Genomic DNA, 23,638 nt, shown 5'->3' on the forward strand with positions numbered 1-23,638 from the left:
CTCTCCTAGCCACGCCGCCGCACCCCGTCATCCCCTGCGCGGCCGAGGGTGACGGGCTGCCGGATTGCGGTTACAGCCCGCGGCCATGATAAAGCGCGCACTTCCCGTCACCCGCGAAGCGGATTTTTCCGCCTGGTATCAATCCGTCATCGCCGAGGCCGATCTGGCCGAGGAATCGGGCGTGCGCGGTTGCATGGTGATCCGCCCGTGGGGCTATGGCATCTGGGAGCGAATCCAGCGGCTGCTCGACGATCGGATCAAGGCGACCGGCCACGAGAATTGCTATTTCCCGCTCTTCATCCCGCTCTCCTATTTCGAGAAGGAGGCCGAGCATGTCGAGGGCTTCGCCAAGGAGATGGCGGTCGTCACGCATCACCGGCTGGTGAGCGACGGCAAGGGCGGGCTCGTCCCCGATCCGACCGCGAAGCTGGAGGAGCCGCTGGTCGTGCGGCCGACATCGGAGACGGTGATCGGCACGGCCTTCGCGCGCTGGGTGCAATCCTGGCGCGATTTGCCCGTGCTCATCAACCAATGGGCCAACGTCGTGCGCTGGGAGATGCGCACGCGGATGTTCCTGCGTACCACCGAATTCCTCTGGCAGGAGGGCCACACCGCGCACGCCAGCGCCGACGAGGCGCGCGCGGAGACGATGAACATCCTCGAACTCTATCGCAGCTTCGCCGAGGATTGCCTCGCGCTCCCCGTGATCGCGGGCGAGAAGCCGGAGAACGAGCGCTTCCCCGGCGCGGTCGCGACCTACAGTATCGAGGCGATGATGCAGGACGGCAAGGCGCTGCAAGCCGGCACCTCGCATTTCCTCGGCACCAATTTCGCGCACGCGCAAGGCATCCGCTTCCAGAACAAGGATGGCGAACTCGAATGTGCCAACACCACCAGTTGGGGCATGACGACGCGGATGATTGGCGCGGCGATCATGGTGCACGGTGACGACGACGGCATGCGCGTGCCGCCCGCCATCGCGCCGTGGCAGGTGGTGATCGTGCCGATGCTGCGCGATCAGCCGGAGGACGAGGCGATCGTCGCCTATTGCCGCGCCTTGCAGGTGGAACTGGCGAAGCAGTCCGCGCTCGGCGAACCGGTGCGTGCGCTGCTCGACCTCAAGCCCGCCAAGGCCGCGACCAAGCGTTGGGGCTGGGTGAAGAAGGGCGCGCCGATCGTGATCGAAGTGGGCGGGCGCGACGTGGCCGGCGGCAACGTCTCGGTGATCCGCCGCGACCGGCTGTACCGTGCGGACGGCAAGCTCGACAGCGCGGTGGTGCCGCGTGACGGCTTCGTCGACGGCGCATCGGCGATGCTCGCGGCAATCCAGCAGGCGCTCCATGCCGAGGCCACCGCGCGGCTTCGTGCGGGGATCGTGCCGGTCGCCGATTTCGCCGGCATCGCGGCGCATTTCGCGGACGGCGTCGCCAATCCGGGCTGGGTCGACGTGGCGTGGTCGAAGCCGACCGGCGCCGCGCTCGACGCGGTGGTCGAGCGGCTGAAGGCCCTCAAGCTCACGATCCGCAACGCCCCGATGGCGCAAGGCGCGATCGACGGCGTTTGCGTCTTCACCGGCGAGCCTGCCGTGGAACGCGTGCTGGTCGGGCGTTCCTACTGATCGGGGGTAATTGCGGGCATCTTCCCCTGCCGTACCCCGGCCTTCGCGGGGGAACGGCAGGGGAGCGATCGCATGGGAGGGTGACGCGGGCCCCCCGTGCGCCTATCTCCGGGCGATGCCCAAAATCAGAAATGCCGGCCTGCCCTCGCGCGAACAGATCCTCGACTTCATCGCGCAATCCGACACTCCCGCGGGCAAGCGCGAGATCGCCAAGGGCTTCGGGCTCAGCGCGCAGGACAAGATCGGCCTCAAGGCGCTGTTGAAGGACATGGCGGACGAGGGGCTGATCGACAGCGCCCCCGGCCGTGCCTTTCACAAGATGGGCGGGCTGCCCAAGGTGACGGTGCTGCGCATCGCCGATGTGGACGATGGCGGCAATGTCTGGGCGGTGCCCGAGAATTGGCAGGCGGACGGCGTGCCGGTGCCGCGCCTGCGCGTGCGCGAACGGCGCAAAGGCGCGCTCGGCATCGGCGAGCGCGTGCTGGCGCGCACCGAAGAGGCGGGCCAAGGCTGGATCGCGCACCCGATGAAGGTGCTGGCGCCCGCGTCCGAACAGGTGCTGGGCGTGCTGCGCGAAGAGGCCGGGCGGATGTGGCTGACGGGCGTGGACAAGAAGGAGCGGCGCGAGTTCGGCGTGTCCGATGCCGGAAATGCGCGCGCGGGCGATCTGGTGCTCGCCGAGAAGACCGGGCGGCCGCCGCGGATCACGGTGCGCGTCGTGCAGGTGCTAGGCGATCCCTTTGCGCCGCGCAGCTTTTCGCTGATCGCGATTCACAAGCTGGGCATTCCGGACGTGTTTCCGCCTGAGGCGCTGGACGAGGCGCGGGCGGTGTCCGCGACGCCGTTGGGCGACGACCGCGAGGATCTGCGCGACCTCCCGATCGTCGCGATCGATCCGGTCGATGCGCGCGATCACGACGATGCGGTGTGGGCCGCGCCCGACGACGACCCCGCCAATGCCGGCGGGTGGAAGGCGATCGTCGCCATCGCCGATGTCAGCTTCTACGTCCGGCCGGGCTCGGCGATCGACAAGGAGGCGCGGCGCCGCGGCAATTCGGTGTATTTCCCCGATCGCGTCGTGCCGATGCTGCCCGAGATCCTGTCGGCGGACATGTGTTCGCTGAAGCACGGCGTCGATCGCGCGGCGCTCGCCTGCCACCTGACGATCGCGGCCGACGGCAGCCTGAAGGATCACCGCTTCACCCGCGCGGTGGTGCGGCTGGCGGCGAACCTGGCCTATGAAGAGGCGCAGGCGATCGCCGACACCGGGTTCTTGGGCGGCGAGCGCACGGATCTGAACGCACCCCTGTCGCATCTCTGGGACTGCTGGCATGCGCTGGCCAAGGCCCGCGACGCACGCGAGCCGCTCGAGCTCGATCTGCCCGAACGCCGCGTGGTGCTCGACGAGACCGGCCGGATCATGTCGGTGGCGCCGCGCGAGCGGCTCGACGCACACCGGCTGATCGAGGATTACATGATCGCCGCCAACGTCGCCGCCGCCAAGGCGCTGGAGCGCAAGAAGGCGCCGGTGATGTACCGCGACCACGAGCCGCCCAGCCGCGAAAAGCTGGTCGCGCTGAAGGATTATCTCGAGACGTTCGGCGTGAACTTCGCGCTCGGCCAGGTGGTGCGGCCGAAGACGTTCAACCACATCCTCGAGCGCGTGGGCGATGCCGATTTCCGGCCGCAGGTGATGGAGCAGGTGCTGCGCACCCAGACCCAGGCCTATTATGCGCCCGCCAATCACGGCCATTTCGGCCTCGCGCTCGGCAGCTATGCGCATTTCACCTCGCCGATCCGGCGTTATGCCGATCTGCTCGTCCACCGTTCGCTCGTCGCGGCCTATGGCCTTGGCCCTGGCGGCCTGTCCCCCGCCGAGGCCGAGCGGATGGAGGCGATCGGCCAGTCGATCAGCCAGTTCGAGCGCCGCGCGATGGAGGCCGAGCGCGACACGATCGACCGCTATGTCGCCGCCTTCCTGGCCGAACGCGTCGGGCAGGTGATGGACGTGCGGATCACCGGCGTTACCAATTTCGGCTTCTTCGCGACGGTCGAGGGGATCGGCGGCGACGGGCTGATGCCGGTGCGCGATCTAGGCGGCGATTATTTCCGCTTCGACGAGGCCGCACGCACCCTGACCGGCGAACATGGCGGCGAGCAGTTCGCGCTCGGCCAGCGGTTGCAGTTGCGGTTGGCGGAGGCGAACCCGGTATCGGGCGCGCTGCGCTTCGAGATGCCGGAAGGGAAGGGCGCTGCCCCCGCCGCCGGCCGCAAGCCGCCGCGTGAGATCAAGCGGCGCGGTCGCCCCGCGAACATCCGTCACCAGGGCCGGAAGCGCTGAGCCGCTGTCCTGCACGGCAAGATGGTGGCGTGCGGGGTGCGTTCGGCTCCCCGAGCGCTCCTGTTCCCCGGCGAAGGCCGGAGCCCAGTCGGGCGAGGTTGGTAATGACGCGCTGTCCCGCATCACCCGGGACGTTCCAACTGGGCCCCGGCCTTCGCCGGGGAACATATAGAACACCCACTCCCGGTCGCTAGATCTTCACCCCGCGGTGAACGTCAGCCCCGCCTTCGCCGCCAGCCGGTTGCGCAGCGCCGTGCCCATCAGCGCCCCCGGCGTCCAGATCCCGCCTTCGCCGGCCACGTCCTGCACCAGGCACAAGGCGGCCTCCGCGATCATCCGGCTGGTGGAGCCATAGCCCGGATCGCGATTCCCCGTGACGACCGCGTCGATCCGCTCGCCGTCCGGCATCAGCGCGGCGAACAACAGGTCGTAATGGCCGGCGTCGCGTTCGGCCTTGGACGGGCCTTCGCCGGGCTTGGGCCCCTTGTCGCCCGCGAGCGGGTTGATCCGCGCGATCGCCTCCGCCGCGGCGCGGCCCATGTCGCCCAGCCCCGGCGCGATCATCATCTCGTCATAGACGAAATCGGCGCCATACGCCTGGCCGAGCAGAAAATTGGTCCGGTGGACGTTTTTGGTGTTGATCGGCGCCATGATGAACGGCGCGACCCAGGCGCAGAGCGTCGTATCATATTCGGGCAGCATTCCCATCGGCTGGTGCGGGCCGGCAAAGCCCGGCGTCAGCGCGAACGGGCTCGCCAGCAGCGCGACGATGCGCGGGTCGTGCGCCGCCGCCGCCAGCGTCGCCTTCAGGCTGGCCGCGGTGCCGCCCGAAAAGCCGCCCTGCATTTGCCGCACCCGGCCCTTCACGCGCGGGGCGGGCCGGCCGAACCGCGCCTTCGCCGCCTCCTGCACGCTCAGCACACCCAGATCGAACGGGATCGAATCGAAGCCGCAGGAAAACACGATTCGCGCGCCACTCGCCCGCGCCGTGTCGTGATGCGTATCGATCATCTGGCGCATCCAGGCGGGCTCGCCGCACAGATCGACATAGGCCGTCCCGTTCGCGGCACACGCAGCCACCAGCGCGGCGCCGTAGAGCTGATAGGGGCCGACGGTGGTGAGCACGACGCTCGTGCTTTCGCAAAGCCGTCTCAGCGCGGCGGCGTCGTCGGCATCGGCCGTCACCAGCGGGGTGTCGGCGGGCGCACCGATCAACTCGCGCACTTCCTCCAGCTTGGCGCGCGAGCGGCCCGCCATCGCCCAGCGCACGCCGTCCGGATAGGTGGTGGCGATATATTCCGCGACGAGCCGGCCGGTGAAGCCGGTGGCGCCATAGACGATGATGTCGAACTCGCGGGCCATGTCCGTCTCCTCGCGGCCGTCCGGCGGATCAGGCGGCCTCGCTGAATTGTAGGCTCGCGAGCCGCGCGTACAAGCCGCTGCGTGCCATCAGCGCGCCGTGGTTGCCCTCTTCGATGATGCGGCCATGGTCCATCACCACGATCCGCTCGGCGGCGCGCACGGTGGCGAGCCGGTGCGCGATGACGAGCGTGGTTCGCGTGCGCATCAGCCGCTCCAGCGCCTCCTGCACCAGCCGTTCGCTTTCGGCATCGAGCGCGCTGGTGGCCTCGTCGAGCAACAGGATCGGCGCGTCGCGCAGCAGCGCACGGGCGATGGTGATGCGCTGACGCTGCCCGCCGGAAAGCCGCGCGCCGCCTTCGCCGAGGAACGTGTCGAGCCCGTCGGGCAGGCGGTGCAGGAACTCGGCGGCGTTGGCGGCCTCGGCCGCTGCCCAGAGTTCGTCGTCTTGCGCATCCCACCGGCCGTAGCGGAGATTGTCGCGTGCGCTGGCGCCGAAGATCACGGTTTCCTGTGGCACCATCGCGATCCGCGCACGGACGGCGGCGGGATCGGCGTCGCGCAGATCGACGCCGTCGAGCGTTACGCGGCCCGCATCCGGATCGTAGAAACGCTCGGCCAATTGGAACAGGGTCGTCTTGCCTGCGCCGGAGGGGCCGACCACCGCGACCGTCTCGCCCGGCCGCACCGCAAGGCTGAAGCCCTCCAGCGCCGCGACCTCCGGCCGGGTCGGATAGTGGAAGCGCACCTCCTCGAATGCGAGCGCGCCGATCGCCGGCACGGGCAACGCCACGCACTGCGCCGGGGCGGCGATCTCGGGCCGCTCCTCCAGCAGTTCGGCCAGCCGCCCCGCCGCGCCAGCGCCGCGCAACAGATCGCCATAGACTTCGGTCAGCGCGCCGAACGCGCCGGCGACGATGCCCCCGGTCAGCACGAACGCTGCGATCGAGCCGCCGGTGATCCGCCCCGCGGCGACGTCGATCGCGCCTTCCCACAACACCATCGTGATCGATCCAAACACGAGGCCGATGACGATGGCGGTCATCACCGCCCGCAACGCGATGCGGCTGCGCGCCGCCGCGAAGGTGGCGCTCACCGCGTCGGCGAAGCGGCGCGCCTCGCGCGGTTCCTGGCCGAACGCCTGCACGATCCGCATCGCGCCCAGCGTCTCGGTGGCGATCGCGCCGACATCGGCGATCCGGTCCTGCGAGGTGCGCGAATGGTTGCGTACGCGGCGGCCGAGCAATGTGATCGGCGCGATGATGAGGGGGATGCCCAGCATCAGCATGCCCGCCAGCTTAGGCGAGATCGCGAACAGATAGATCACCCCGCCGATCCCGGTGAAGCTGTTGCGCAGCGCGATCGACACGGTGCTGCCGACCACGCCCTCGATCAGCGCGGTGTCCGAAGTGAGGCGCGAGGCGATCTCGGACGGGCGGTTCTCCTCGAAGAAGCGCGGCGTGAGCGTGAGGAGATGCGCCTGAACCCGCGTGCGGATATCCGCCACGACCCGCTCGCCGAGCCACGACACGTAATAGAAGCGGATCGCGGTCGCGATGGCGAGCACGGCCACGATCATCAGCAGATAATGGAAGGAGGTCGCGACCGAGCCGGAGGCGCCCGGCCCGAAGCCGCGATCGATCACGCGCTTGAAGCCGTAGGGGATGCCGATGGTGGCCGCCGAGGTGGTGGCGAGCGCCGCGCCGGCAAACGCGATCTGCCGCGGATAGGCGCGCGCGGTGCGCCACACCATCGCGAGATCGCCGATGCGGCGGCGGCCCTTCGGTTCGACGAGCGGTGTGCGATCGGCCATGACGCCGTGCCTAGCAGGGGCGGCAGGCGCGCTCAACTCCGCTGCCGAGCCGCGATGTTGCGCTGCACCATGATGCGCCTATAGGTGGAGGCAAGCGGCTTGAGCACCGGCCGCAGCGGAGAGAATCCTTGCTCTACGACATCTATGAAATGCAGCGGTCGATGCTGGCCGGCGCCAGCGCGATGGCGGATTATACTGCGGGCCTGCTCCAGAACCCGGCCAACCCGTTCGCCTATCTCGGCGGCGGCGCGGTGGTCGGTTCCGCACTCGAGGTGTTCGCGCATGCTTCGGCGCCGCGCGGCAAGCCGGCCTTCGGGCTTGACAGCACCGTGATCGATGGCCGTACCATTCCGGTGCGTGAGGAGATCGTGCTGCGCCGCCCGTTCGGCCAGCTCAAGCGCTTCGTGCGCGAGGGCGTCGAAAGCGGCCCGAAGCTGCTGATCGTCGCGCCGATGTCGGGCCATTACGCGACGCTGCTGCGCGGCACGGTGGAGCGGATGCTGCCCGTCGCCGACGTCTACATCACCGATTGGCGCGATGCGAAGCGCGTGCCGCTTGCCGATGGCCGTTTCGATCTCGACGACTACATCGACTATCTGATCGCCTATCTGGAGGCGATCGGGCCGGGCGCGAACATGCTCGCGGTGTGCCAGCCGTCGGTGCCCTGCTATGCGGCGGTGGCGCTGATGAGCGCGGACGGGCATCCCTGTCTGCCCCGCACGCTGACGATGATGGGCGGCCCGATCGACACGCGCGAGGCCCCCACCGCGGTCAACACGCTGGCGACCGAACGGCCCTATGCCTGGTTCGAACAGAATGTCATCGCCACCGTGCCGTCCAGTTATGCGGGCGCTGGTCGCAAGGTCTATCCCGGCTTCCTGCAACTCGCCGGCTTCATGTCGATGAACCTCGGCAATCACATGAACTCGCATTGGGAGATGTTCAAACATCTCGTCCAGGGCGATGGCGAGGGCGCGGATACGACCAAGGATTTCTACGAGGAATATCGCTCGGTCTGCGACATGACCGCGGAATTCTACCTCCAGACGATCGATCTGGTGTTTCAGCGCCACGCGCTGCCGAACGGCACGATGACGCATCGTGGTCGCCCGGTGGATCCCGCGGCGATCACCGACGTCGGGCTGCTGGCGATTGAAGGTGAGCGCGACGATATCTCGGGACTGGGGCAGACCCGTTCGGCGCTGACGCTGGCGACTGCGTTGCCCGACGGCAAGAAGCGCTACTTCATGGCGCCGGGCGCGGGGCATTACGGCATCTTCAACGGCTCGAAATGGCGCAACACGATCGCGCCGATCGTGGAGGAATGGATCGCCGCGAACGCGTGAATTTGCCGCCCGGCCGATCTGGCCGGGCGGCGAACCGATGGCTTATGCCAGGCTGTCGACCACGGCGTGGCTGCTGCTTTCGTCGGAACGGATCGTGCCGCCGAACAGCATCTTGACGCGCCCGCCGAGCGAGATGTCGGTTTCCCACAGTTCCGCGCTGTCGATGTCGAAGCGGAGCAGCGTGAGGTTGGGATCCTCCTTGCCGCCCGGAAACCAGGCCTCGACCTGCTTGTTCCAGAGCCGGTCGATCTGCGCGCGATCATTGTCGACCGCGACATTGCCGGCCATGCACGCGAAGAAGTCGTGACCCTTGCCGACGAACTGCGCCATCGCCTGACCGCCGCCCGCGATGCGGTTGTCCTTGCCCGAAAAGAAGAACAGCGTGTTGGGACGATCGTCGTCGATCTGCGCCGTCATCGGCTCGGAATGCTCGCCGTCCATCAGGCCGATCATCACGAACGGGCTGTCCTTCAGCTTGGCGATGAACTTCGCAGCGACTTCCTGCGGGGTATCCTTGTCGGCCATCGTCGGTCTCCTGGTTGGTTGCCGGGAGAACGGGCGGAGGCGGGGTTGGTTGCGCCGCCGAAATCAAGACGACGAACGACGAAGCCCCGGACGCCGAAACGCCCGGGCCCACGCAAGCCTCAGTTCACAGCACCTCGAACAGGCCGGCAGCGCCCATGCCGCCGCCGACGCACATCGTGACGACGACATATTTGGCGCCACGGCGCTTGCCCTCGATCAGCGCATGGCCGGTCATCCGCGCGCCGCTCATCCCGTAGGGATGGCCGATCGAGATCGCGCCGCCATTGACGTTCAGCAGCTCGTCGGGAATGCCGAGCTTGTCACGGCAATAGAGCACCTGGACAGCAAAGGCTTCGTTCAGCTCCCACAGGCCGATATCGTCCATCTTGAGGTCGAAGCGCTCGAGCAGCTTGGGGATCGCGAAGACCGGGCCGATGCCCATCTCGTCGGGAGCGGTACCGGCGACCGCCATGCCGACATAGCGGCCGAGCGGGGTGAGGCCGCGTGCGGCGGCGACCTTTTCCTCCATCAGCACCGAGGCGGACGCGCCGTCGGAAAGCTGCGAGGCGTTGCCCGCGGTGATCGTGCCGCCCTCGATCACGGTCTTCAGGCCGCTCAGACCCTCGATCGTGGTGTCGGCGCGATTGCCCTCGTCCTTGGTGAGCGTCACTTCCTTGTGGGTGACCTCCTTGGTCTCCTTGTTCACGATGGCCATCGTCGCGGTGACGGGGACGATCTCGTCGTCGAACCTGCCCGCCGCCTGCGCCGCCGCGGTGCGCTGCTGCGACTGGAGACCATAGGCGTCCATCTGCTCGCGCGTGATGCCGTAGCGATCGGCCACGATCTCGGCGGTCTGGAGCATCGGCATGTAGATGTCCTTGTGCATCGCGACCAGCTCGGGATCGGGCGCGACGTTCATCCGGGGCGTCTGGACGAGGCTGATGCTGTCGACGCCGCCGCCGATCGCGACGTCCATCCGGTCGATCACGATCTCCTTGGCGGCGGTGGCGATCGCCATCAGCCCCGAGGCGCATTGGCGATCGAGCGACATGCCCGACACCGTCGTCGGCAGGCCGGCGCGCAGCAGCGCGGTGCGGGCGATGTTGTTCGCCTGGTGGCCCTGCTGGAGCGCGGCGCCGAACACCACGTCCTGCACCTCGGCGCCGTCGATCCCGGCGCGCTCCACCGCGGCCTTGATCGCATGGCTGGCGAGCGTGGGCGAGGGCAGGTTGTTGAACGCGCCGCGATAGGCGCGGCCGATGGGCGTGCGTGCGGTGGAGACGATGACGGCGGAACGCATGGCGGGTCCTCTCGGGCGAAGTTGACGAAGTTGGCACGCAAACGCGCGTGCGGGGATCGGGTCAGACGAAGATCAGGCTGATCCATTCGGCGATCAGCGCGGGCTTGGGCAGGCCGGCGATCTCGACGGTGAATTCCACCGTCTGTTGCCACTGGCCCGGCCTTTTCTCGTCGAAAGACAAGAGCTTGAAGCGGCCGCGCACCTGCGAGCCGGAGCGTACGGGGTGAAGGAAGCGGACGCTGTTGCCGCCATAATTCACCCCCATCTTCACGCCCGCGAGCATCGGTGCGTCGGCCACTTTCGACGACAGCAGCGGCATCAACGACAGCGTGAGGAACCCATGCGCGATCGTGCCGCCGAAGGGGGTCTGCGCGGCGCGTTCGGGATCGACATGGATGAACTGGTGATCGCCCGTCGCCTCGGCGAAGGTGTCGATCATCGCCTGAGTCACCTCGACCCAGTCGGACACGGTTTCCTGTCCGATACGGTTCTGCATTTCCTCTGGGCTCAGATCGGCCACGGCATTCCCCTCGACGGCGCTTTGCGGCAAAGCGCTCGGATCGCTCTAGGCACCTTGCCGCCTCTATCGCAAGCCTCAACCGACCGGATCCTCCAAAATGGCCACCTCCCTTGTGTCAGACCCTCGCAAGACCATGGCGTCGCTGTATCGTGCAGCCGAACCCGATGTTCTAAAACCGCTGCTCGAGCGGGCCGCGCTCGACCCTGATTCGCGCGAGCGCGTGATGGGCCATGCGCTGGGGCTGCTGGCCGATCTGCGTGCCGCGCAGTCCAGGGGATGGGTCAACCAGTTCCTCCAGGAATATCGGCTGAATTCGTCCGAGGGCGTCGCGCTGCTCAGCCTCGCCGAGGCGTTCCTGCGCGTGCCCGATCCCGAGACCGCGGACCTGTTGATCGCCGACAAGCTGGGCGACGCGGACTGGCGCGCGCATGCGGGGCGTTCCAATTCGAAGCTCGTCAATTCGGCGACCTGGGGCCTCGTCGTCGGGCGCGTGCTGGTGGGAGAGGGCGCGCAGGGCCCCTTGCCCCGGCTGATCTCGCGCGCGGGCGAGCCGTTCGTGCGTCAGGCAGTGGGCGCGGCGATGAAGATGATGGGCGAGATCTTCGTGATGGGCCGCACCATCGACGAGGCGATGCGCCGAATGAAACGCCCGGAAAACAAGGGCTTCACCGCCAGCTTCGACATGCTGGGCGAAGCTGCGCGGACCTATGACGATGCCGATCGCTATTTCCGCGCCTATGTCGGCGCGATCGATGCGGTGGGCAGCGATCCGGCGGCAGGCCATTCGGTGTCGGTGAAACTGTCGGCGCTCCACCCGCGCTACGAGGTGGCGCGGTGGAGCGAATGCGTGCCCGCGCTGACCGGCATGCTGGAGGCGCTGGCGGTGCAGGCCGCCGCCAAGGGGATCGCGCTCACCGTCGATGCGGAGGAATCCGAGCGGCTGGAGATGAGCCTCGACATCATCGGCGCGGTCGCCGCGCTGCCGGCGCTGAAGGGCTGGGACGGCTTCGGCATGGCGGTGCAGGCCTATGGCAAGCGCGCGCGGCCGGTGGTCGCCTGGGCCAACGGGCTCGACCGGGTGATGAACGTGCGGCTGGTGAAGGGCGCCTATTGGGACAGCGAGATCAAGCGTACCCAGGTGGAGGGCCTGGCCGATTATCCGCTGTTCACGCGCAAGGCGGCGACCGACGTGTCGTATCTGGCGGTGGCCAAGGACATGCTGGATGCGGAGAATATCCGCCCCGCCTTTGCCAGCCACAACGCGCTGACCGTCGCCACGATCATGGAATGGGCGGGCAATTCGCGCGATTTCGAGTTCCAGCGGCTGCACGGCATGGGTGACGGGCTGTACGAGCGGCTGGTGCGCGAGAATGGCTATCATTGCCGCGTCTATGCCCCGGTCGGCGGGCACCGCGATCTGCTCGCCTATCTCGTCCGCCGGCTGCTGGAGAATGGCGCCAATTCCAGCTTCGTCCACCAATTGGCCGACGCGCGGCTGACCGAGGCGGAGATCCTCGCCGACCCCGTCGCGCGGATCGCCGCAGTAGGCGGCCAGCGCCATCCGAGCATCCCGCTGCCGGTGGATCTGTTCGGCGCGGGGCACCGCAATTCGGCGGGGCTCGACCTGAGCGACGTGGACACGCTGGCGCGCACGGTGCGCGCGGTGGCGCTGTTCCCCGGCGAAGGCCGGGGCCCGGTCGGGGGCGGGGCGTTGGCGGAGGACGGCGCGTCGTCGCGGGAGCCTTCCCAACTGGACCCCGGCCTTCGCCGGGGAACAGAAGAGGGGCTGGGAACGGAAGGAGACGTAACCAACGCCATCGCCCGCGCGCACGCGGCGTTCCCCGCATGGTCCGCCACGCCCGTCGACCAGCGCGCGGCATGTCTCGACCGGCTCGCCGACCTGCTGGAGGCGAATCGCGACGAACTCATGGCGATCTGCGTGGCGGAGGCGTTCAAGACCCTCCCCGATGCGATCGGCGAGGTGCGCGAGGCCGCCGATTTCTGCCGCTATTATGCGAACGAGGCGCGCACGAAGCTGCACGCGGTCGAGCTGCCCGGGCCGACGGGCGAGCGCAACACGCTGCATCTGGACGGTCGCGGCGTCTGGGCGACGATCGCGCCGTGGAATTTTCCGCTCGCGATCTTCCTGGGGCAGACCGTGGCCGCGCTGGTGACGGGCAACAGCGTGGTGGCCAAGCCCGCGCCGCAAACCCCGGAAATCGCGGCCGCCGCGGTGCGGCTGGCGCACGAAGCGGGCATCCCGCGCGACGTGCTGGTGCTGGTGACCGGAGGCCCCGAGACGGGCGCTGCGCTCACCCGCGATCCGCGGATCATGGGTGTGGCGTTCACCGGCTCCACCGCGACCGCGCGCCGGATCGCACGCACGCTGCTGGAGGACGATGCCCGGCCGATCGTGCCGCTGATCGCGGAGACGGGCGGGATCAACGCGATGATCGTCGATTCCACCGCGCTGCCCGAACAGGTGGTGGCGGACGTGATCGCGTCGTCGTTCCGCTCGGCGGGGCAGCGTTGTTCGGCGCTGCGGCTGCTGCTGGTGCAGGAGGATGTGGCGGACGGCGTGATCCGGATGCTGGGCGGCGCGATGGACACGCTGCGGCTGGGCGCCCCCGGCGATCCCGCGACCGATGTCGGCCCGGTGATCGACCGCGCCGCCTATGACCGGCTGATGGCCTATCGCGAATCGGTGCGCGACCGCTGGATCAAGACGCTCGACGCGCCCGCCGACGGGCTGTTCGTGCCGCCGACGCTGATCCGGCTCGACGCCGTGGAGGCGCTCGACCAGGAATGGTTCGGACCGCTGCTCCATGTCGCGACGTGGAAGGCGGGCGCGTTGTCCGAGACGATCGCGCGCGTGAACGCCAAGGGATACGGCCTCACCATGGGCCTGCACAGCCGCATCGCGCGCGCCGCCGAACTGGCCGAGGCCGAGGCGGCGGTGGGCAATCTGTACATCAACCGCTCGATGATCGGCGCGGTGGTCGGATCGCAGCCCTTCGGCGGCGAGGGGCTGTCGGGCACCGGGCCCAAGGCGGGCGGCCCGCATTACCTGTTCCGCTTCGTCTCCGAACGCGCGGTGTCGGTCGATACGACCAGCGCGGGCGGCAACGCGACCTTGCTCAGCCTGGACGAAGGGGGGATCTGACCCCCGTCACTCCAGGTTGCTGGTGCCCTCGCCGCCGTCCTGATCCACCGCCGACCGATCGGTGGAGGGGGGCAGCGGCGCGGTCGGGGCGGGGGTTTGCGCGACTGCGCGGCTGAGCGGCTCGAGCGAGGCATAGGGCATGATGAGCCCGCCCTCGGGCCGCGCGGTGAAGCCCGTCTGCGTGGGGTAGGCCAGTTCGATGCCGTCGTCGTTCAGCCGGCGGACCAGCGCCACGCCCACCTTGTGGCGCATGTCGTAATAATCCTGATAGGCGGCACTCGGCGAATCGAACTCGACGCCGAAATCATAGCTGGAATCGCCGAACGCGGCGAAGCCGGCGCGGACGAACTTGGCGCCGCACGCCTCGACCACCTCCTTCACCAGCGCCGGCAGCCGCTCCATCGTGTCGATGCTGCTCCACTGGACGAGGCCGAGCGTGAAAGTGATGCGGCGATATTCGCGCTTGGTGTTGTTGAGGATCTCCTTGTCGAGCAGATGCTTGTTCGAGATGATCCGCTCCTCGCCGGTGGGCGCGCGGATGCGGGTGGATTTCAGCCCGATCGCCTCCACCGTGCCCGACGACTTGTCGTAGGTGATCGCATCGCCGCGGCGGAACGGCCGGTCGAAGATGATCGCCAGCGCCGCGAACAGATCGGCGAAGATGCCCTGCGCGGCGAGGCCGATCGCGATGCCGCCGACGCCCAGGCCCGCGACGAGCCCGGTGACGTTCACGCCCAGATTGTCGAGCACCACGATGAACGCGATGGCAAACAGCGCGAAGGTGACGAGCAAGCGAATCAGCCCCATCGCGCTCAGCAGCGCCTCGCCCGAATAATGTTCCGATTTGGTGCGATGCTCGATCGCGCCGAGGATGATCTCGCGCGCCCAGATCGCCGCCTGGAACACCGAGGCGACGGTCCACAGGAAGTTGATCGTGGTGTTCACCTCGCCCGGCGTGGCGGCGTATCCCGCGACGAGCTTGGCCGCGAGCATGACGATGAAGAAATTGTTGGTGCGCACGACCGCGCGACCGAACACGCTACCCCAGCCGGCGAGGCGGCGATCCTGCGCGCACAGCCGGTTGCCCAGCCGGCGCAGGACGTGCAGCGCGAAGACGATCGCCGTGCCCGCACCGATGGCGATCAGGATCTGCAGCCAGTTGGTGTGCAGCCATGCGGCGCTGGCGGCGAACAGCGACTCGATCTGGCCCTTCACGTCGACGGGCTGGATCAGCGGCGTATGCCGGGCGGCGGCCGCGGAGGAATTGGGCATGGTAACCTTCGTCAGGCGGCCTTTTCGAGTACGGCGCTGCCGCGTTCGAGAAAGGCGATGAGGCCGCGTTCGCTGCGGCTCAGATAGCGCCCGGCACGCGGCAGGCGCAGGGCGTCACGGAATTTCGCCTGCCCCTCTTTCACGAGCCCGATGAGCGTGGGGTGAACATAGCTTTTTCGCGCGATCGCGGCGGTGTTGCCGAGCTTCATCGTGACGGGTTCGAGCAAGGTCTTCAGGCTCAGGTCGTGTTCGGCCGAAGCGAGCGCCTCGAACGCCGTGACGCTGGCCGCCCAGGTGCGGAAATGCTTGGCGGTGAAATCCTCGCCGGTGGCCTTGCGGATATAGGCGTTGACGTCGCAGGACGTGACGGGGTGCGCGACGCCGGCATCGTCCAGCCAGGCGAACAGATGCTGTTCGGGCAGATCCTGGCATTTCTTCACGAAGCGCACGAGCGCCTTGTCGGTCATGGTCAATTGGCAGGTTTTGCCCGATTTGGCCTTGAATTCGAGCTTCAGCCGCGATCCCTTCAGATCGGCGTGACGCTTGCGCAGCGTCGTCGCGCCGAAACTGGCGTTCGCGTCGGCATAGGTCTCGTTGCCGACGCGGATATGGCTTTCGTCGAGCAGGCGAACGACGGCGGCGACGGCGCGGTCCTTGGTCAGCGCGCGTCCGGCGAGATCGGTCTCCACGTGCTTGCGCAACGCCGGCAGCGCATGGCCGAATTCGGCGCAGCGCTCGTATTTCGCCGCTTCCTGCGCCTCGCGGAAATCATTGTGGTAGCGATATTGCTTGCGACCCTTGTCATCCCAGCCGACCGCCTGGATATGGCCGTTCGCCTTGGGGCAGAACCACGCGTCGACATAGGCGGGGGGCAGGCCGATCGCGTTCAGCCGGTCGATCTCCTCGCGGTCGGTGATCCGCTCGCCATGCCGGTTGAAATAGGCCCAGTGGCCGCGCAGCTTGCGGCGGGTGATGCCGGGTTTGGAATCGTCGCAATATACGATGCTCGCGGCCACGCGGTGCTCCTTCGGGTTGCCTGAAGAAATGCGCGCGCGCGCGCTTCGTTCCGGAACGCGGCGGCGGGGCGCGGGGTTGAGCGCTTCGAGCTGACCCCAAGGAGCATATCATGGCCGACCTGTCCGAAGCCCGCGTGCTGATCCTCGCCACCGACGGTTTCGAGAATGACGAACTGTTCAAGCCGCGTCAGGCGCTGCTCGATGCCGGCGCCAAGGTGACGCTCGCCTCGATCAAGACCGATCCGATCCAGGGCGAGAAGGCCGGCGAGAAGGCCGACAGCATCACGCCGGACATGACGCTCGATTCGGTCGATACCGACGATTACGACATGCTGCTGCTGCCGGGCGGCGTCTCCAACCCCGACACGATGCGGATGGAGGATCGCGCGGTCGAGATCATCCAGGAATTCGCCGAGGACGAGAAGATCGTCGCCGCGATCTGCCATGCGCCGTGGCTGCTGATCGAGGCCGATGTGGTCGACGGGCGCCGGATGACGAGCTGGCCGTCGGTGCGCACCGACCTGGAGAATGCCGGCGCCGAGGTCGTGGACGAGCAGGTGGTCGTCGACGGCAATTTCATCACCAGCCGCAAGCCAGACGACATCCCCGCCTTCAACCAGGCGATCATCGAGGCGCTGGAGGAAGAGCTGGCGGACGAAGAGGTGGATTGATCCGCGTCGCCCCGCGCCGGCCGAGCCAGGCCTGCGCGGGGCGCTCCACCCCATGGTGGAGCACGACGGATGCCGCCAGCACCAGCAGCAGGTACAGCGCGATCAGCGGCGCGCTCACCCGCGCGGCGTCGCTCACCGCCACCAGCTTGAACGATTTCCACAGCAGGAAGTGCGACAGATAGGTCGCATAGCTGATCGTACCCAGATAATGGACCGCCCGCCACCGCGGCGCGGGCACCGCCGCCAGCACGAGGAGCGCAGCGGCGAGCGCCACGGGGGCGGCGAGCGTCTCGGGCGCGCCCATCGCCCAGGCGGCCAGCGCCAACGCGGCGACGATGGCCGGGCCCGCGATCCGCATCGGACGCCGCAGCCACAGCGCGCACAGCAGCGTGCCCGCGCCGAATTCGGCGAGGCAGCGCACCACGCCGAACCGCGCGATATCGCTGCCGAGCGTCGGCATGGCGGCCATGGCCAGATGCAGCGCCATCAGCACGGCACCCGTGACGGCGAGGAGCAACCAGCTCGGCACGCGGCGCCAGTCCACCAGCATCGCGGAGAGCGGGAACAGCAGATAGGCGGCGAACTCCGCGCTGATCGACCAGGCCGGGTCGTTCCACGCCAGCGGATCGGACCATCCCCATGCCTGGACGAGCAGCAGGTGGCGCGGCAGCGCGGCGAACGGAAAGGCGGGATCGGCATGCCCCGCCAGCGCCAGCACCGCCGCCAGCACGGCCGCATAGCCGAGCATCACCGCATGCAGCGGCCAGACGCGCGCGAACCGCTTGCGCAGGAACGGCAGCACGGCGCGCCAGCGCTCGGCATGCAGCCGCGGCCCCCAGCTGAGCGCCATGACGAAGCCCGAAAGCAGGAAGAAGAAATCGACCGCCAGATAGCCCTTGCCGAGCACGGCGCGGACGGATTCGGGCAGCCCGGCGACCGACAGGCGGATGTGGAAAAGCACCACGCCCCACGCCGCGATGCCACGGGCGCCGGTGAGCATCCGCAGTTCGGGCACCCGGCTCATGAGGGCATGGGGTCGCCGGTCGCGCGCTGCATCGGCTGGAAGCGCATCGCGCTGCGCTTGCGCGCGAGATAGGTGTCGAGCCCGATCTGCGCGCCGATCAGCATGTAGATGAACGGCTGGAAGGCGATCGCGATGAACCCCGCGCCCAGCAGATAGACGATCTGCGCGCTCTGCAGCGCGCCGGCGAGGGGCCCCGCCCAATCATCCTCGCCCGATCGATAGCGCCGCCGCAGCACCTCCATCCGGACGATGCCGACGAGATTGATGACCAGCCACAGCAGGAGGCCGGGATAGCCCTGTTCCCCCAGCATCTCGAAATAGGCGCTGTGATAGGCGCGCGCCTTGTCCATCTCGGTCTTGTCGACCGGTCCGCTCGCCTTGCCGCCGGTGTCGATCAGGTCGTAGCGGATATGGTTCTGGCGATAGGCCTCGAATCCGCCGCCGAACGGGTGAGTCTTCGCGTAATCCCAGGTCCATTGCCACACCGCCAGCCGGGTGGAGGCGGATTCGTCGGCCTGATACGACTTGATCGTGTTCATCCGCTCGGTGAAGGCCGATGGCAGGAACGGCACCGCGCAGAGCGCCAACAGGACGAGCATCGCGACGTAGCGCGCCTTCTTCTTCACCGCACGGATCGACAGCACCGCCACCAGCACGATGCAGAGCAGCCCGGTGCGGGTCGAGGTGCCGATCGGGATCAGCAGGCACGCGAAGATCAGCGCGAGGCCATAGGCCTTCACCCGCCAGTCCGGGCGGAATACGGTGCCGTGCGTCATCAGCCACGCGATGATCGGGATGATCGCGATCGCGACGGTGGAGATCGTGCTGCCCTCGTAGAGGCCGCTGTTGTTGTCGACCATCAGGTTGAGCTGGCCATATCCGCCACCGCCGCTCGCCAGCGTCTTGATGCCGCCGACGATGATGATCGACGAGGCGGCGAGGATCATGAACAGCAGCAGCGCCTCGATCCGCAGCCGCGTACGCAGCGTGAGCGGCAGGAAGGCGGCGAACAGCAACGCCTTCCACACCCAATCCCATTTATCGAGCGCCTCGATCGGAAAGTCCGCGCCGATCGTCGTCACCCAGCAATAGACGAGCAGCAGCAGGATCAGCGCCTGGCGCGGCGCCACGCGCATGTCGCGCTTGTCGTCCGCCAGTGCCCAGCCACCGACCGCCAGCCCTACCGCGATCAGCGAGATCGGCACCGTGTTGAGCAGATAATAGGTCAGACGCTGCGGCGAGACGATGTCGATATAGACATAGGCGAGCACGAACAGGAACGGCCGACGAAATCCCATGCCGAGCAGCGCGACCAGAAAGCCGATAAAGGCGAGATCACGCACCCGGCGGCCTCCGCCGGCGGATCCCGGAGGGGCGTTCGCCTTCCTGATCGAGATCGGGACGGCGCAGCAGCAGGATGGCGACCAGCATCAGCAGGCCGTGGCTGAGCCCGAGCGCGAGATTGTCGATCATGGCGCATGCTGCTCCGCTGGTGTCGCCGGGCCCTAGCGCGGTTTCGGTTGACGGCCCGTTAAGCGCTTGTGACCTAAACCGGAAACCACGATGCGCATCCTCCATATCCTCGATCACGGATTGCCGCTGCAAAGCGGTTACACCTTTCGCACGCGCGCGATCCTGAAGGCGCAGATCGCCCGCGGCTGGCAGGTCGCCGCCGTCACCGGCCCGCGCCAGGCGCAGCCGGGCGCTGCAGAGGCGGGTGGGGGGGCGCTGGTCGAGACGATCGACGGGTTGACCTTTCATCGCACCCGCGGCGCGGCGCCTGCCGGGCTGTTGGGCGAGGCGGCGGGGCTTGCGGCCTTTGCGCGGCGGATCGATGCGGCGGTCGAGTCGTTCCGGCCCGACATCCTCCACGCGCACTCGCCCGTGCTCGACGCATTGGCGGCTTTGTGGGTGGCGCGGCGTCGGTGCCTGCCCCTGATGTACGAGATCCGCGCCTTCTGGGAGGATGCCGCGGTCGGCAACGGGACGGGGCGGGAGGGTTCGCTGCGCTATCGCACGACGCGCGCGCTCGAAAGCTGGGCGGTGGCGCGGGCGGATGCGGTGGCGGTGATCTGCGAGGGGCTTCGCGGCGATCTCGTCGCGCGGGGCATTCCGGTCGAAAAGATCCTGGTGTCGCCCAACGGCGTCGACATGGATCTTTTCGGCACGCCACCACCCCGGGACGCGGCGCTGGCCGCCGAACTGGGGCTCGACGGCGCCGATGTCGTCGGCTTCATCGGCAGCTTCTACGATTACGAGGGGCTGGACGACCTGATCGCGGCGATGCCCGCATTGATCGCTGCACGGCCTGCCGCGCGACTGCTGCTCGTCGGCGGCGGCCCCATGGAGGTGGCGCTGCGCGCGCAGGCCGCGGCGTCGCCGGGGGCTCACGCAATCCGCTTCGTCGGGCGCGTGCCGCACCAGATGGTCGAGCGCTATTACGGCTTGGTCGACATCCTCGCCTATCCGCGCAAGCGGATGCGGCTGACTGATCTCGTCACGCCGCTGAAACCGCTGGAGGCGATGGCGCAGGGCCGGCTGGTGGCGGCATCGGACGTCGGCGGCCACCGCGAACTCATTCGCGATGGCGAGACGGGCACCCTGTTCGCCCCCGATTCGCCGCCTGCCATCGCCGCGGCGCTCGCCGGCTTGTTCGCGGACCGGTCGGGCTGGGACGCGCGTCGCGCCCGGGCGTGTGCGTTCGTCGCGGCCGAACGTAACTGGTCGTCAAATATTTCTCGTTATGCCCCGGTTTACCAGTGGCTTATCGACGCCGCAGCATCGGAAAAACCATGATCGCGTTTCCTCGTCTGCACAGCCTCGGCCCCCATGCCCCCACCATCGGCGGGGCGGTGGGCGGCGCCATCGTCGTTCTCGCCTGCGTGTTCATGCCCACGGCGCTGCTCGAACGGGCGGTGTGGGCGAGCGGCGTGGCCGCGCTGGTGCCCGCCGCCGCGCCGCCGCTGGGCGTCACCGCGCGCGGCGTGCTGGCGTTGGTGGCCGGCGGGCTGACGGCGGCGATCCTGTGGTCGGCCCTCTACCTGCTTTTCGGTCCCGGCGGCGTGTTGGACCAGACGCGTATGGGCGAGCGGGACGTTCGGGCGCAGCGGAGCGAGAGCAAGCAACGCGCCGTTCCCGCGGTGCGCCGCGCCGACGCGCATCCCGACGCGCCGCCGCGCCGGCCGGTGTCGGCCGCCGAACTCGGCACGCCGCTGATGGACGTGGCCCCGGTCGAACGGTCCTTGCCGCGCGATCTGGAACAGCCGCTCGCCGCATTCGATCCGGCGGCGATCCCGCCCGAGCCGCGCGCGCCCGTGCGCCCGGTGGCGCCGCTCACCGGCCGCCCCGCCGCGCCGAAGCCCGCCGCCAAGCCGATCGCCCGGATCGAAACCTTCGCGCTGAACCCCGCGCCCGCCTCCGCATCCAAGCCCGCGCCCGCGCCGCCGCAGACGATCGAATCGCTGCTCCGCCGGCTCGAACAGGGCGCCAGCCGCCGCGCCCGGACACACTGAAACCACTTCGCACCCGCCCGATGCTCTGATACCCCCGTCGAACAGACACGGGAGAGGTCGGTGATGGAGAGCGGTTTCGGGCAACCCCAGCGGGCGTCGCGCTACGCCTGGTACGTGCTGGCGATCCTGTTCCTCGTCTATGTGCTGAACTTCGTCGACCGGCAGATCATCTCGATCCTCGCCGAAGACATCAAGCGCGACCTTCACCTGAAGGACGAGGATCTCGGCTTTCTCTACGGCACCGCCTTCGGCGTGTTCTATTCGCTGTTCGGCATCCCGCTCGGGCGGCTGGCGGACAATTGGCATCGCGGACGGCTGATGACGTTCGGGCTCGGGCTCTGGTCGCTGATGACCGCGCTGTCGGGCCTGTCGCGCACCGGCGGCCATCTGGCGCTTGCGCGTGTGGGCGTCGGCATCGGCGAGGCGACCGCCAGCCCGGCGGCCTATTCGCTGATCTCCGACTGGTTTCCCAAACGCCTGCGCGCCACGGCGCTCGCGATCTATTCCTCGGGGCTCTATGTCGGCGGCGGGCTGTCGCTCGGGATCGGCGGCTTCATCGTCCAGCGCTGGGATCGCAGCTATCCGCATGGCGGGCCGCTCGGTCTCCATGGCTGGCAGGCGGCGTTCCTGGCGGTCGGCATTCCCGGGCTGTTGCTGGCGCTGTGGATCTCGACGTTGCGCGAGCCGATCCGCGGCGCGGTCGAGGGGCTGCCCGAGCCCGCACGCCACGACGCGCCGTTCCGCGCCTTCTTCGCCGAGCTGGCGACCATCCTGCCGCCGCTGACGCTGATCGCCGCGGCGCGCGACGGCGGGAGGGCGCTGGCGATCAACCTGCTGGCGTTGGGGATCGTGGTCGCCGGTGTGCTCGGGCTGCACGCGGCGGGCGAGCCCTATCCGCAATGGATCGCGATCGCGATCGGCGTCTATGCGGTGTTCTCCTGGGGCAGCGCGCTGCGCCGGCGCGATCCGCCGACCTTCGCGCTGATCGTGGCGACGCCCGCCTTCGTGCTCACCGTCGTCGCCTATGGCCTCAACGCGTTCCTGTCCTATGCCATGAGCTTCTGGGCGGCGCCGTTCGCGCTGCGCGAGCTGGGCGCGTCGCCGCTCACCGCAGGTCTGTTCATCGGCGGATCGGGCGCGCTGTCGGGATTTCTCGGCGTGACGATCGGCGGCGTGGTGGCGGACCGGCTGCGGCGCACCAATCCGGCGGGGCGGCTGCTCGTCGTGCTGTTCGGGGCGATCGCGCCGTTGCCCTTCGTCGGCATCGCCTTCACCGCGGGCACCACCGCGCTCTTCTACCCGATGCTGTTCTGCGCCTCGATCTGCGCCAGCACCGCGCTCGGCGCCGCGGCGGCCACCACGCAGGATCTCGTCCTGCCACGGATGCGCGGCACCGCGACCGCCACGTTCTTCATCGGGACGACGCTGCTGGGTCTTGCGCTCGGGCCCTATCTGGCGGGGCGCATGTCCACGCTGACGGGTAGCCTGTCGGTCGGCGTGCTGTCGCTGCTGGCGGTCGCGCCGATCACGATCCTGGCGGGCGTCTTCGCCTACCGCTTCGTCCCCGCCGCCGAGACCACGCGCGAGGGGCGCGCGCGGGCGGCGGGGGAAGCGATCTAGCTCGCCCGGAAGACGCCGCAGGCGATCCGCCCCCCGCTGTTGCCCGAGGGATCGGTCATCAGATCGTCGGGCCCGGCATGCACCACGATCGCGGCGCCGTCCGCGTCGAGCAGACCCGCCATCGTCGCGCCGGGCACCACCGCGCCCACCGTACCGCGGCCGTCGGTACCGACGATCAGATTGGGCAGGTCGCCCTCATGCGGCCCCTGCGGGTTCATGCTGCCATGCTTCATGCCCGTCGGGTTCCAATGACCACCCGCAGTCGCGAAGGCAGGCGCGTCGCACAGGCCCGTGGTGTGGATATGCGCGCCGTGCGTGCCGGGCGGCAGGCCGGTCGCGTCGATCGTGAAGCGCAGGCCGCCTGCCACCTCGGTCGCGGTCGCGCGCCCGGCGGGGACGCCGGTGGCGGTCATCAGCATCGCGGTGGCGGTGGCGCCACCTTGCGCGGGCATGCCGGTCCTCATCGAATCGCGCTGGCATCCGGCAAGGCCGAACGCGGCGATCGCCAGCAAGGCGGTGGTGGTCATCATGCGCATCG

At 68.7% G+C, this 23,638-nt stretch carries 19 protein-coding genes; 8 read left to right on the forward strand and 11 right to left on the reverse strand.

Translation table 11 applies throughout. From position 1 onward, the window contains the following. Positions 1-85: 85 nt before the first annotated feature. Both L8H00_RS00445 and rnr read left to right on the forward strand, forming a co-directional pair. The gene (locus L8H00_RS00445; protein ID WP_242095254.1) at positions 86-1,618 is read left to right on the forward strand and encodes an aminoacyl--tRNA ligase-related protein; all 1,533 of its coding nucleotides are present in this window, start codon (positions 86-88) and stop codon (positions 1,616-1,618) included. Between the two features lie 115 nt (positions 1,619-1,733). Next, positions 1,734-3,959: a ribonuclease R gene (gene rnr, locus L8H00_RS00450; protein ID WP_242095255.1), complete on the forward strand. Its 2,226-nt coding sequence runs from the start codon at positions 1,734-1,736 to the stop codon at positions 3,957-3,959. Between the two features lie 198 nt (positions 3,960-4,157). Here rnr and L8H00_RS00455 read toward each other — a convergent pair whose 3' ends face one another. Next, positions 4,158-5,321 carry a saccharopine dehydrogenase NADP-binding domain-containing protein gene (locus L8H00_RS00455; protein ID WP_242095256.1) on the reverse strand — a complete coding sequence of 388 codons (1,164 nt, stop codon included), beginning with the start codon at positions 5,319-5,321 and terminating at the stop codon, positions 4,158-4,160. A 28-nt stretch (positions 5,322-5,349) separates the two neighbouring features. After that, the gene (locus L8H00_RS00460) at positions 5,350-7,131 is read right to left on the reverse strand and encodes an ABC transporter transmembrane domain-containing protein (RefSeq protein ID WP_242095257.1); all 1,782 of its coding nucleotides are present in this window, start codon (positions 7,129-7,131) and stop codon (positions 5,350-5,352) included. A gap of 128 nt (positions 7,132-7,259) precedes the next feature. Here L8H00_RS00460 and phaZ point away from each other — a divergent pair, with 128 nt between their 5' ends. Continuing rightward, positions 7,260-8,477: a polyhydroxyalkanoate depolymerase gene (phaZ, locus tag L8H00_RS00465; protein ID WP_242095258.1), complete on the forward strand. Its 1,218-nt coding sequence runs from the start codon at positions 7,260-7,262 to the stop codon at positions 8,475-8,477. A 42-nt stretch (positions 8,478-8,519) separates the two neighbouring features. Here the strand turns inward: phaZ and L8H00_RS00470 are convergent, their stop codons facing one another. The 3 genes from L8H00_RS00470 to L8H00_RS00480 all read right to left on the reverse strand — a co-directional run bounded on the left by L8H00_RS00470 (position 8,520) and on the right by L8H00_RS00480 (position 10,822). Continuing rightward, positions 8,520-9,002: a pyridoxamine 5'-phosphate oxidase family protein gene (locus tag L8H00_RS00470; RefSeq protein WP_242095259.1), complete on the reverse strand. Its 483-nt coding sequence runs from the start codon at positions 9,000-9,002 to the stop codon at positions 8,520-8,522. A gap of 124 nt (positions 9,003-9,126) precedes the next feature. After that, on the reverse strand, positions 9,127-10,302 hold the full coding sequence (locus L8H00_RS00475; RefSeq protein WP_242095260.1) for an acetyl-CoA C-acyltransferase: 1,176 nt from the start codon (positions 10,300-10,302) through the stop codon (positions 9,127-9,129). Between the two features lie 61 nt (positions 10,303-10,363). Next, positions 10,364-10,822 carry a MaoC family dehydratase gene (locus tag L8H00_RS00480; RefSeq protein WP_347340699.1) on the reverse strand — a complete coding sequence of 153 codons (459 nt, stop codon included), beginning with the start codon at positions 10,820-10,822 and terminating at the stop codon, positions 10,364-10,366. 97 nt (positions 10,823-10,919) lie between these two features. Between L8H00_RS00480 and putA the strand changes: the two genes are divergently transcribed. After that, entirely contained in the window at positions 10,920-13,985 is a 3,066-nt protein-coding gene (putA, locus tag L8H00_RS00485; protein WP_277924222.1) for a bifunctional proline dehydrogenase/L-glutamate gamma-semialdehyde dehydrogenase PutA, read from the forward strand. 6 nt (positions 13,986-13,991) lie between these two features. Here the strand turns inward: putA and L8H00_RS00490 are convergent, their stop codons facing one another. Together L8H00_RS00490 and L8H00_RS00495 are read right to left on the reverse strand one after the other, a co-directional pair. Next, a complete protein-coding gene (locus tag L8H00_RS00490; protein ID WP_242095261.1) occupies positions 13,992-15,257 on the reverse strand; it encodes a mechanosensitive ion channel domain-containing protein in 1,266 nt (421 codons plus the stop codon). Between the two features lie 11 nt (positions 15,258-15,268). After that, positions 15,269-16,273 (reverse strand): DNA topoisomerase IB, encoded by a 1,005-nt coding sequence (locus tag L8H00_RS00495; RefSeq protein ID WP_242095262.1) that lies wholly within the window; start codon positions 16,271-16,273, stop codon positions 15,269-15,271. A 110-nt stretch (positions 16,274-16,383) separates the two neighbouring features. Between L8H00_RS00495 and L8H00_RS00500 the strand changes: the two genes are divergently transcribed. Then, the gene (locus tag L8H00_RS00500) at positions 16,384-16,944 is read left to right on the forward strand and encodes a type 1 glutamine amidotransferase domain-containing protein (protein ID WP_242095263.1); all 561 of its coding nucleotides are present in this window, start codon (positions 16,384-16,386) and stop codon (positions 16,942-16,944) included. Here L8H00_RS00500 and L8H00_RS00505 read toward each other — a convergent pair. Genes L8H00_RS00505 through L8H00_RS00515 form a run of 3 tightly spaced genes read right to left on the reverse strand, consistent with a single transcriptional unit; the run spans position 16,898 to position 19,441 of the window. Next, positions 16,898-17,968 (reverse strand): acyltransferase, encoded by a 1,071-nt coding sequence (locus L8H00_RS00505; RefSeq protein WP_242095264.1) that lies wholly within the window; start codon positions 17,966-17,968, stop codon positions 16,898-16,900. The genes L8H00_RS00500 and L8H00_RS00505 overlap by 47 nt on opposite strands. Then, positions 17,965-19,311 (reverse strand): putative O-glycosylation ligase, exosortase A system-associated, encoded by a 1,347-nt coding sequence (locus L8H00_RS00510; protein ID WP_242095265.1) that lies wholly within the window; start codon positions 19,309-19,311, stop codon positions 17,965-17,967. The genes L8H00_RS00505 and L8H00_RS00510 overlap by 4 nt, the downstream gene beginning before the upstream one ends. Further along, a complete protein-coding gene (locus tag L8H00_RS00515) occupies positions 19,304-19,441 on the reverse strand; it encodes a hypothetical protein (RefSeq protein ID WP_242095266.1) in 138 nt (45 codons plus the stop codon). Before L8H00_RS00515 ends, L8H00_RS00510 begins: the two co-directional genes overlap by 8 nt. A gap of 90 nt (positions 19,442-19,531) precedes the next feature. Here L8H00_RS00515 and L8H00_RS00520 point away from each other — a divergent pair, with 90 nt between their 5' ends. From L8H00_RS00520 to L8H00_RS00530, 3 genes are all read left to right on the forward strand, one after another. Continuing rightward, complete coding sequence (locus L8H00_RS00520; protein ID WP_242095267.1) at positions 19,532-20,764, forward strand: TIGR04063 family PEP-CTERM/XrtA system glycosyltransferase; 1,233 nt, start codon at positions 19,532-19,534, stop codon at positions 20,762-20,764. Beyond that, positions 20,761-21,480, forward strand: a complete 720-nt coding sequence (locus tag L8H00_RS00525) for a hypothetical protein (protein ID WP_242095268.1) — start codon at positions 20,761-20,763, stop codon at positions 21,478-21,480. Before L8H00_RS00520 ends, L8H00_RS00525 begins: the two co-directional genes overlap by 4 nt. Before the next feature lie 63 nt (positions 21,481-21,543). After that, the gene (locus tag L8H00_RS00530) at positions 21,544-23,100 is read left to right on the forward strand and encodes an MFS transporter (protein WP_242095269.1); all 1,557 of its coding nucleotides are present in this window, start codon (positions 21,544-21,546) and stop codon (positions 23,098-23,100) included. Here L8H00_RS00530 and L8H00_RS00535 read toward each other — a convergent pair. Beyond that, positions 23,097-23,627: a superoxide dismutase family protein gene (locus L8H00_RS00535; RefSeq protein WP_242095270.1), complete on the reverse strand. Its 531-nt coding sequence runs from the start codon at positions 23,625-23,627 to the stop codon at positions 23,097-23,099. The genes L8H00_RS00530 and L8H00_RS00535 overlap by 4 nt on opposite strands. Between the last annotated feature and the right edge of the window lie 11 nt (positions 23,628-23,638).

This window comes from Sphingomonas sp. CROZ-RG-20F-R02-07 (genome assembly GCF_022662335.1).
In the GTDB taxonomy this organism is placed as follows: domain Bacteria; phylum Pseudomonadota; class Alphaproteobacteria; order Sphingomonadales; family Sphingomonadaceae; genus Sphingomonas.

Coding starts and splice junctions, on each gene's coding strand:
- L8H00_RS00505 (WP_242095264.1), bottom strand. CDS start 17,968: ATGAGCCGGGTGCCCGAACTGCGGATGCTCACCGGCGCCCGTGGCATC.
- L8H00_RS00500 (WP_242095263.1), top strand. CDS start 16,384: ATGGCCGACCTGTCCGAAGCCCGCGTGCTGATCCTCGCCACCGACGGT.
- L8H00_RS00460 (WP_242095257.1), bottom strand. CDS start 7,131: ATGGCCGATCGCACACCGCTCGTCGAACCGAAGGGCCGCCGCCGCATC.
- L8H00_RS00530 (WP_242095269.1), top strand. CDS start 21,544: ATGGAGAGCGGTTTCGGGCAACCCCAGCGGGCGTCGCGCTACGCCTGG.
- L8H00_RS00475 (WP_242095260.1), bottom strand. CDS start 10,302: ATGCGTTCCGCCGTCATCGTCTCCACCGCACGCACGCCCATCGGCCGC.
- L8H00_RS00535 (WP_242095270.1), bottom strand. CDS start 23,627: ATGACCACCACCGCCTTGCTGGCGATCGCCGCGTTCGGCCTTGCCGGA.
- rnr (WP_242095255.1), top strand. CDS start 1,734: ATGCCCAAAATCAGAAATGCCGGCCTGCCCTCGCGCGAACAGATCCTC.
- L8H00_RS00525 (WP_242095268.1), top strand. CDS start 20,761: ATGATCGCGTTTCCTCGTCTGCACAGCCTCGGCCCCCATGCCCCCACC.
- L8H00_RS00520 (WP_242095267.1), top strand. CDS start 19,532: ATGCGCATCCTCCATATCCTCGATCACGGATTGCCGCTGCAAAGCGGT.
- L8H00_RS00470 (WP_242095259.1), bottom strand. CDS start 9,002: ATGGCCGACAAGGATACCCCGCAGGAAGTCGCTGCGAAGTTCATCGCC.
- L8H00_RS00515 (WP_242095266.1), bottom strand. CDS start 19,441: ATGATCGACAATCTCGCGCTCGGGCTCAGCCACGGCCTGCTGATGCTG.
- putA (WP_277924222.1), top strand. CDS start 10,920: ATGGCCACCTCCCTTGTGTCAGACCCTCGCAAGACCATGGCGTCGCTG.
- L8H00_RS00490 (WP_242095261.1), bottom strand. CDS start 15,257: ATGCCCAATTCCTCCGCGGCCGCCGCCCGGCATACGCCGCTGATCCAG.
- L8H00_RS00455 (WP_242095256.1), bottom strand. CDS start 5,321: ATGGCCCGCGAGTTCGACATCATCGTCTATGGCGCCACCGGCTTCACC.
- L8H00_RS00445 (WP_242095254.1), top strand. CDS start 86: ATGATAAAGCGCGCACTTCCCGTCACCCGCGAAGCGGATTTTTCCGCC.